The organism is Paraliobacillus sp. X-1268 (genome assembly GCF_003426095.1).
GTDB lineage: Bacteria > Bacillota > Bacilli > Bacillales > Amphibacillaceae > Paraliobacillus_A > Paraliobacillus_A zengyii.
In genome coordinates this window covers 1-7,757 of sequence record NZ_QJSK01000040.1, presented here as the reverse complement: position 1 = coordinate 7,757, position 7,757 = coordinate 1, and the positions used below count along the sequence as shown (strand labels likewise).

The window sequence follows — 7,757 nt, the reverse complement described above, 5'->3', positions numbered from 1 at the left end:
ACACGGCTAAGCATGCGCATGGTCCAACAAATCCTGAAAATAATCCAACAAAAAAAGATTCCGACCATCTTCCTAAGATGATCGGAATCTTTTTCGTTATTTTGGCTAGTTATGTCCCAGCCTCTTTAATCGAGGGATTTGACTTTATTCCAGAGCTTTTTTAAAAATGTCTCTGTTTCTGGTACGACTTCTTTTTCAATGGGATCGTTATTAATAGTATTTTCAATTGTTTCTTCTTGAACTGTTTCTACTTTATCAGTAATTAGAGGACTAGTTTCTACTTTTTCCTCTGTTGGTATCTTTTCTTTAATCAGAGGTTCTTTCTCTTTATTTAACCGAGGATTAAAACTAGTTGCCTTTTGAAGTTGATTTTGTTTAATTTTTTGAATTGTTTTCATTTTTTGGTTAAAAATAGAATTTTGTTTTAAATCATTTTCTTCATCTTTTAGGTTATTTTCTGGGAGTAAATAAGCTGACTTATAAGATTGTAAATCTTTAAAGTAGAATTGCTTTGGTTTTTGAATTGGCTCAATTTCAGCCGTTTTTTCTACTGGATTTTCTTTAATTTCTGGTTTTACTTCATTCTCAGATCGTTGAATAACAGATAAAAATTGCCCTTGACTTACTTCCTTGCTTTCTCCAGCGACATTAGAAGGATTTTGTGATTCTTCTGTCTTGTTTGTATTAAAATTATCCATGATATCAAACACCTCCTTATTTGCAGCGTTTTGATCAAGCATCATCAATACATCAGAAAGATGATAAATTAGAAATAAATGACGTTGCAACTCTTTTGTAACCGTATCCTGAAGTTGTTGGATAATGTTATTAGTAGTTGAAGAACTGTTATTAGTGAATTCGTTTCTTAATCGTTTGTTTTCTGCAATAATTTCTTGAAGCTCATTCTCCTTGTTAGTTAATTGATTATTTAATTTTTCTATTACCACTGTTTGTTGGTTAATTTTCTCGGTCAGATTTTCATTCACCTTTTTTGCCTGACTATATTCTCTACTTATATCATTAATTTGATAACTTTTAATTAGCTTTTTATAACGTTTTTGTTTTTCTAATAGGTAATTCATATCCATGCCTTGTGAATACTTCAATGCCTGTCACCTCTGGAATTACAAGTATGTGATAGTATATGTTTTTTAAAAAGGAAATGTGTCCTATAAATATAAGAAAAGGAATTAATACATTTGACTATGGGTATAGCGCCCTTTTTTTAGCAAAATCAGAGAAAACTAGACCTTTGTACATGGCACAATCGGGTGATTGACATACTTTGATATTGACTTAAAAATAAATTGAGTAAAGGAGTTAGATAAAATGCAGAGTCAATCATCGCAAGGAGCACAGGAGCTTCTTTGCTTTAATGCAGAAAAAGTATATGACTGGGTTATTTTACAAGAGACTGTTAATCAAATTATATCTGCAGAAGAGATTGGTGTATTACCAATTGATCCTGGAGATCCAGCAGTAAGCAATTTAACTACTACGTGTTATTTGGTAGATCCTATAACAGGAAACCCATTACCACCAAATGCTTTATTAGAGGTGGTAGAATCAGATGACAGACAAGATAGACAATTTATAATTGATGGTTGCCAAGTTACGTTACAACGCGTTAGCTTTGTCAAAACACTTAACGTTGTAATTGAATTTAGTGGATTTGATGGAACAACACCATTCGTAGAAATATCCAATGCAATTGAGATAGAAATACCTGAATCAGTATTTCTTTGTGCACCAGAAGGAACAAGATTAGTCGTTCGCTTATCTGATGTTAGTTGTAGTGCTAGTGTTAATATTGTAGCTGGTACGCTAGAAAGCGTTAATCTTTCTTTAGATGTTTGTCAAAGCGTACAAAGCGTTGCTGATGTAACATTAGAATTAGTTGCAGATTTCTGTGAACCACGTGATGTATTAGTGTCAGAGGAATGCCCTTCGCCGGTCATCCCGCCACAGTGTCCAGTTGTATTTCCGGGTATCACACACCCTCATAAACCTATACCGAAAAGTATAGACTAATTATTTCTTACTATATAGAGCTATATTTCATTTACGTGAAATATAGTTCTCTTTTTTTATTATATTAATTTTTTCCTAGGCTGTTACATAAGAATATATAGATGTAATTTTACGAGGAGGTTTTATAATGAATGAAACGGAAATATTGCAAAACAAAATGTTGGAATGGAATAAACAATCAGAAGCATATCTTAAAAAAATAGAAAAAGAATTAGAACAATTAAATAATATGGTATTACCAACAACAGATAATGGTCTAATAGCCTACTACACCTATTCGTTTAATATCACGTATCGCGAGGCTGAAGAGAATCTTATCATTGGTAACCTTCATGTGCAAAATAGAACAAACGAAATGGTTAACAATCTCTCTATTTGTCTACTAATACAAACGACAGATAGCTATCAATTTTCAGGTAAGTATACAACTGTAAATAGTGGCCCGCAATCAAAATCCGATGCCGTGTATTGGAAGCGTATTGATATGGATGAGGAAGAAGGAGCGTATTGGTTTACACTGATGGAAAATAAAACATTGGCACCTTCTGAAACAATTTCATTTTCTGATTTTTCACTTGCTTGGGAACAGGGCAGGAACTTCTCTTGTAGAGTTAATGGACTTATATACACAGAGAAAGAAGAAGGAATAGCGGCATTAAACGCAATTAATATACATACAGAGATCTAATTTCGGAATGGAGGTTTTAGGTGTGAATGAAGATGTCTTGTGGAGTTTAATTGAAAATGTAACAAAAGAGCATATTGATAATCTGGGGGGGAATAAGACAGTAGATGATGCAATCTTATTATTGCTGATCCAATTAAAACGCCGTTCCAGCTCAACTGAACAACGACTAGAAGATAAGGTGGTAAACTTGGATGTAATCGATCAATTAATTGAAAAAAATAGACTTCAATTTGAGAATGTTTTGAAGTTAATAGCTAACAAAAAAAGTAGAACGAACTAGTTCTACTTTTTTTGTATAAATAATGCCGCTAGTAAACAAAGATGCTACAATAATAATAGTTTATTAGTTAAGGTGTGGGTTAGTATGATGCGAAATAAGTTTACTAGAAAAACTAAAAAGTGGCTAAAAGCTACCCTGTTGACAGGGGCTGTTACAGCTTTTGTGGCTTTTGTATTGGTTGTTGTTATGATTTTGGCAAATTATGTACAAGAAGAAGAAACAAATTCAATTCCAAATAACTTGACTGAATCTGTTGTTTCTTACCAACCGTTAATAGAGCGACACTTGAAAGAAATGGGTAAAGAAGCGTATACGGCAGTCATAATGGCATTGATGATGCAGGAATCAGGTGGTAGAGGAAATGATCCGATGCAAGCGTCTGAAAGTTATTGTGGTGAGATTGGTTGTATTAGTGATCCAGAGGTTTCAATTGATAAAGGTATAGATTATTTTGTTAATGTCTTAGAAAAAACAGACGGTGATGTGAAACTCGCCCTACAATCCTATAATTTTGGTGAAGGATTTATTGATTACGTTAAAGAAAATGGTGGAAGCTATACACAAGTATTAGCAATAGCTTTTTCTAAACTGAAATATGAAGAATTAAAAGATACAGGGGATTATAGCTGTATTCGAACAGAAGCGGAAGCATATGATGCCTGTTATGGTGATATTTATTATGTCGATGCGGTAATGAGTTATTACCCAAGTGCACTAGCAAAGACAAGTGAAACGGTTCAAGTTGCACAGATCGGTCTTGAAACAAATTAGATAATAATGTCGAATTTTGCAAAGAAAATATAGTACAATATAATATAAACCAATTAATTATAGTAAAGGGGACAGAAAAACATGACAAACAAAGTTTATTTTAATCACGATGCTGGAGTGGATGATCTAGTATCCTTGTTTTTACTTACACAAATGGAAGATGTTGAATTAACTGGCGTCTCCGTTATACCGGCAGATGGTTATTTGGAGCCTGGTATAAACGCTAGTCGTAAAATTATTGATCGATTTAATGCTTATTCAGTAGAAGTAGCAAAATCAAATTCTCGTGGAGAAAATCCATTTCCAAATGATTGGCGTTTACACACGTTTACAGTCGATGCATTACCTATTTTAAATGAGAGTGGTGAAATGAAAACACCATTGAGTAATTCATATGCGCATCAACACATGATTGAAAAATTGATGGAAACAAAAGGAAAGACAACACTATTATTTACGGGTCCTTTAACAGATCTTGCTCGGGCACTAGATGAAGCACCAGAAATAGAAGATAAAATTGAAAAGTTAGTTTGGATGGGTGGAACATTTCAAGAAGTCGGTAATGTGCAAGAGCCAGAGCATGACGGAACAGCAGAATGGAATGCCTTTTGGGACCCAACAGCGGTCCAACGAGTATGGGCAAGTGGGCTAAAAATAGAAATGATCGCTTTAGAAAGTACACAACAAGTACCTTTAACATTAGATGTACGTCAAAAATGGGCATCTCTACGTAAATATCAGGGTGTTGATTTCTTGGGTCAATGTTATGCTGCGGTACCACCACTAGTTTATGGAGAAACAAATTCCACGTATTATTTATGGGACGTGCTGACGACTGCTTTTATTGGAAAACCAGAACTAGTGAAAACAAAATCAGTAATGAGCACTGTATTGACAGAAGTACCTAGTCAAGGTAGAACGGTAGAATCTGAATCTGGTCGTGAAGTGAGTGTAGTATATGATGTTGATGCAAGTGATTTCTTCGATTATTTAACGAGTCTTGCACAGCAGGTTAAATAGGGGGTAAAACAGATGAAGCAAGTGATTATTGATACGGATACTGCTGGGGATGATACAATCGCAATTCTGATGGCTCTTCATCATTTTCAAGTCGAAGGCGTCATGATAACAGGAGGAAATGTTCAATTTGACCAACAAGTTGAAAATGCCCTTTATACTATTGAAGTTTCTGGAAAGGGTGGCCAAGTTCCAGTATTTAAAGGGCACCAAGGGCCGATTTTACAACTTGGTAAAGCGCAACATCGTACGGTAGAAGATGTACATGGTTCAGATGGTATGGGTGGCGCGAATTTTCCAAAGGCAAGACAAAAACCTGAAACACAACATGCAGTAGATTTTTTAATTGAAAAAATTCATGCTAATCCAGGAGAAATATCATTATTAGCAATTGCACCTCTGACTAACATTGCAATGGCACTAAAAAAGGATCCATCAATTGCGACGGAGATAAAAGAACTCTTTATTATGGGTGGCACAAATAACTATTTAGGTAATATCACACCTGCTGCTGAATATAACTTTTATGTTGATCCAGAAGCAGCGCGAATTGTTTTACACTCGGGTATACCGATGACAATGGTTGGTTGGGAAATGTGCACGCAATATTCTATTATGAATGATGCGGATCATCTTGATATAGAAGGACTTCGAACCAAAGGATCAGAATTTTTTATTTCGGTTAATCAAGTTGTGAAAAATTTTAATAGAGATGTCCATCGCCTTGAGGGTACAACACATCCAGATACGCTGTTAGTCGCGATAGCTGCTCAAAAGCAAATAATGAGAGAAGCTAATACATATTATGTTGATGTTGAAACAAAAGGTGAGTTTACAAGAGGTTATAGTGTAGTTGATATTAATAGTAGGTTAAACAAAGAACCTAATGTACGTGTATGTGAAGTAGTTGATCGTGCATTATTCAAAGAGTCGTTGTTAAATTGTTTGAAAGCAATTGAATAACATAGACTAATCGTTGAACTGTTTTAAGTTCGGAGTATCGCTGTTATATTGTATAGTTACCAAGACTTAAGTCTGTGAGAGTTTGAATTAGAAAGTAGCAGAAGGTAATGAAACAGCTATTTGATTTATAAAATAAACTTAATTAATTGAAAAGTGATGAGAATATGATGGGTAGAGTCCTAAAAAGAACAAAGGATATACGTACGAAAGAAACTTTATCTTATGACTTGCAAAATTTAGGTTTAAAAAAAGGAATGACTATAATTGTGCATTCTTCCTTATCCTCACTTGGTTCTGTGAAAGGCGGTCCAATAACAGTAATCCAAGCAATAATGGAGATTTTAACAGAAGAGGGTACGATAATGATGCCAACCCAATCTGTCGATTTATCTGATCCGTCTAGTTGGGATCAACCGTCTGTACCTGAAAAAAAATGGGAAGAAATTCGTAAGGCTATGCAACCCTACCATCCACTTTATACACCGACGTCATATATGGGTAGAATAGTGGAGGTGTTTCTCACTTGCCCAGAAGTAAAACGAAGTAGTCACCCCAATTATTCATTTGCAGCTTGGGGTAAGTATAAAGATAGGTTAATAAACAACCATGAATTGAATTATGGATTAGGAGATACATCCCCGCTTGGTAGATTATACGATATAGACAATGCCTATGTATTGTTGCTGGGTGTAGATTATGCGAGTTGTACAGCTTTTCATTTGGCAGAATATCGGATACCTTACCAAAAGATAATTAACCATACAGCTCCTATTTTAGAAGATAACAAAAAGGTATGGAAAACGTATCAAGAATTAGAATTCAGAGGCAGTTTATTTACTTATTTAGGAAAAAGTTTTGAAGATGAAACTTATGTAAAAAAAAGAAAAGTTGGTTCTGCACAAGCGCGACTCTTTCAAGTGAAATGTGCGGTAGATTATGCGAAATCATGGTTAACTATGCGGGATCATTATAATAAATGAAGAGCTACTGTCTGAACCAGTGCTCTTCATTTTCATTTTTAACGCATGACAGACCCTCCAGAAATCTTAACGGATTCACCCACGATATTGGTAGCTGCATCAGATGATAAAAAAGCTATTGTGTTGGCTACTTCTTCAGGTGTTGTAATTCTTCCAGAAGGTAAGCTTTGACAAGCTTTTTTATATTGTTCTTCAAAAGAGCGATTTTCACGATCTGCCTTATCCAGAATTGCCTGTTTACCCATTTCAGTTTCCACATAACCTGGACATACAGCATTTACCCTTATGCCATCTTGAATCGCTTCAAGAGCAAACGATTGTGTAAAACCAATTAAAGCAAATTTTGAGCCACAATAGGCAGTTCCACCAAATGTTCCGCGTAAGCCTGATAAGGAAGCGACGTTTACAATTACGCCTTCTTTTTTCTGTTTCATTTTTTTGAAAACTTCTTGTGTCAATAAAATAGGAACGGTATAGTTTAGATGCATTGTCTCTTCCAGTTGTGATTGAGAGATTTCTTCTACTTTGCCATTTCCTAAAATTCCAGCCGAGTTGATCAAGATTGATATATAACCAAATGTTTTTTCAGCGTTCTCAACTAGCTGCATACGTTCCTTGTCGTTTGTTAAGTCTGTTACTTGAATGAAGATATTTGCATCTGGATCTTTAATAAGTATTTCGTCTCTTAGTTGTTGTAACTTTTCTTTTCTTCTTCCTGTGATGGTTACATTTGCACCCATTTGAGATAGTAATAGCGCAGTAGCATAGCCAATACCCCCACTTGCTCCAGTTATTAAAGCATGCTTATTTGATAATGAATGATTGGTGAAGATACTACTCATTTCATGTTACTCCTCTCGATTTTTATATTGGTTAGATTAACACGAAAAACTTAAAAATAAAAGAGGCTGGGACATAACTAGCCAAAATAACGAAAAAGATTCCGATCATCTTAGGAAGATGGTCGGAATCTTTTTTTGTTGGATTATTTTCAGGATTTGTTGGACCATGCGCATGCTTAGCCGTG

9 protein-coding genes are annotated in these 7,757 nt (G+C 34.9%); 7 read left to right on the top strand and 2 right to left on the bottom strand.

The genetic code is table 11. The annotated features are described in order from the left end of the window. Window positions 1-125 precede the first annotated feature (125 nt). Window positions 126-1,106: a hypothetical protein gene (locus D2K62_RS18475; RefSeq protein WP_112179552.1), complete on the bottom strand. Its 981-nt coding sequence runs from the start codon at window positions 1,104-1,106 to the stop codon at window positions 126-128. A 223-nt stretch (window positions 1,107-1,329) separates the two neighbouring features. Between D2K62_RS18475 and D2K62_RS18470 the strand changes: the two genes are divergently transcribed. The 7 genes from D2K62_RS18470 to D2K62_RS18440 all read left to right on the top strand — a co-directional run bounded on the left by D2K62_RS18470 (window position 1,330) and on the right by D2K62_RS18440 (window position 6,730). Then, complete coding sequence (locus D2K62_RS18470; RefSeq protein ID WP_112179554.1) at window positions 1,330-2,031, top strand: BMQ_0737 family morphogenetic spore coat protein; 702 nt, start codon at window positions 1,330-1,332, stop codon at window positions 2,029-2,031. 127 nt (window positions 2,032-2,158) lie between these two features. Further along, window positions 2,159-2,719 carry a hypothetical protein gene (locus D2K62_RS18465; protein WP_112179556.1) on the top strand — a complete coding sequence of 187 codons (561 nt, stop codon included), beginning with the start codon at window positions 2,159-2,161 and terminating at the stop codon, window positions 2,717-2,719. A 22-nt stretch (window positions 2,720-2,741) separates the two neighbouring features. Beyond that, a complete protein-coding gene (locus tag D2K62_RS18460) occupies window positions 2,742-2,999 on the top strand; it encodes a hypothetical protein (RefSeq protein WP_112179558.1) in 258 nt (85 codons plus the stop codon). A gap of 84 nt (window positions 3,000-3,083) precedes the next feature. Continuing rightward, the gene (locus tag D2K62_RS18455; protein ID WP_112179560.1) at window positions 3,084-3,770 is read left to right on the top strand and encodes a lysozyme family protein; all 687 of its coding nucleotides are present in this window, start codon (window positions 3,084-3,086) and stop codon (window positions 3,768-3,770) included. 81 nt (window positions 3,771-3,851) lie between these two features. Further along, window positions 3,852-4,790 (top strand): nucleoside hydrolase, encoded by a 939-nt coding sequence (locus tag D2K62_RS18450; protein ID WP_112179562.1) that lies wholly within the window; start codon window positions 3,852-3,854, stop codon window positions 4,788-4,790. Window positions 4,791-4,802: 12 nt separating this feature from the next. Continuing rightward, window positions 4,803-5,750, top strand: a complete 948-nt coding sequence (locus tag D2K62_RS18445; RefSeq protein ID WP_112179563.1) for a nucleoside hydrolase — start codon at window positions 4,803-4,805, stop codon at window positions 5,748-5,750. Window positions 5,751-5,914: 164 nt separating this feature from the next. Next, window positions 5,915-6,730 carry an AAC(3) family N-acetyltransferase gene (locus D2K62_RS18440; protein ID WP_269813837.1) on the top strand — a complete coding sequence of 272 codons (816 nt, stop codon included), beginning with the start codon at window positions 5,915-5,917 and terminating at the stop codon, window positions 6,728-6,730. 38 nt (window positions 6,731-6,768) lie between these two features. Here D2K62_RS18440 and D2K62_RS18435 read toward each other — a convergent pair whose 3' ends face one another. Continuing rightward, window positions 6,769-7,572, bottom strand: coding sequence for an SDR family NAD(P)-dependent oxidoreductase (locus tag D2K62_RS18435; protein ID WP_112179565.1), 804 nt, complete (start codon window positions 7,570-7,572; stop codon window positions 6,769-6,771). Between the last annotated feature and the right edge of the window lie 185 nt (window positions 7,573-7,757).

Coding starts and splice junctions, on each gene's coding strand:
- D2K62_RS18470 (WP_112179554.1), top strand. CDS start 1,330: ATGCAGAGTCAATCATCGCAAGGAGCACAGGAGCTTCTTTGCTTTAAT.
- D2K62_RS18465 (WP_112179556.1), top strand. CDS start 2,159: ATGAATGAAACGGAAATATTGCAAAACAAAATGTTGGAATGGAATAAA.
- D2K62_RS18455 (WP_112179560.1), top strand. CDS start 3,084: ATGATGCGAAATAAGTTTACTAGAAAAACTAAAAAGTGGCTAAAAGCT.
- D2K62_RS18450 (WP_112179562.1), top strand. CDS start 3,852: ATGACAAACAAAGTTTATTTTAATCACGATGCTGGAGTGGATGATCTA.
- D2K62_RS18445 (WP_112179563.1), top strand. CDS start 4,803: ATGAAGCAAGTGATTATTGATACGGATACTGCTGGGGATGATACAATC.
- D2K62_RS18440 (WP_269813837.1), top strand. CDS start 5,915: ATGATGGGTAGAGTCCTAAAAAGAACAAAGGATATACGTACGAAAGAA.
- D2K62_RS18435 (WP_112179565.1), bottom strand. CDS start 7,572: ATGAGTAGTATCTTCACCAATCATTCATTATCAAATAAGCATGCTTTA.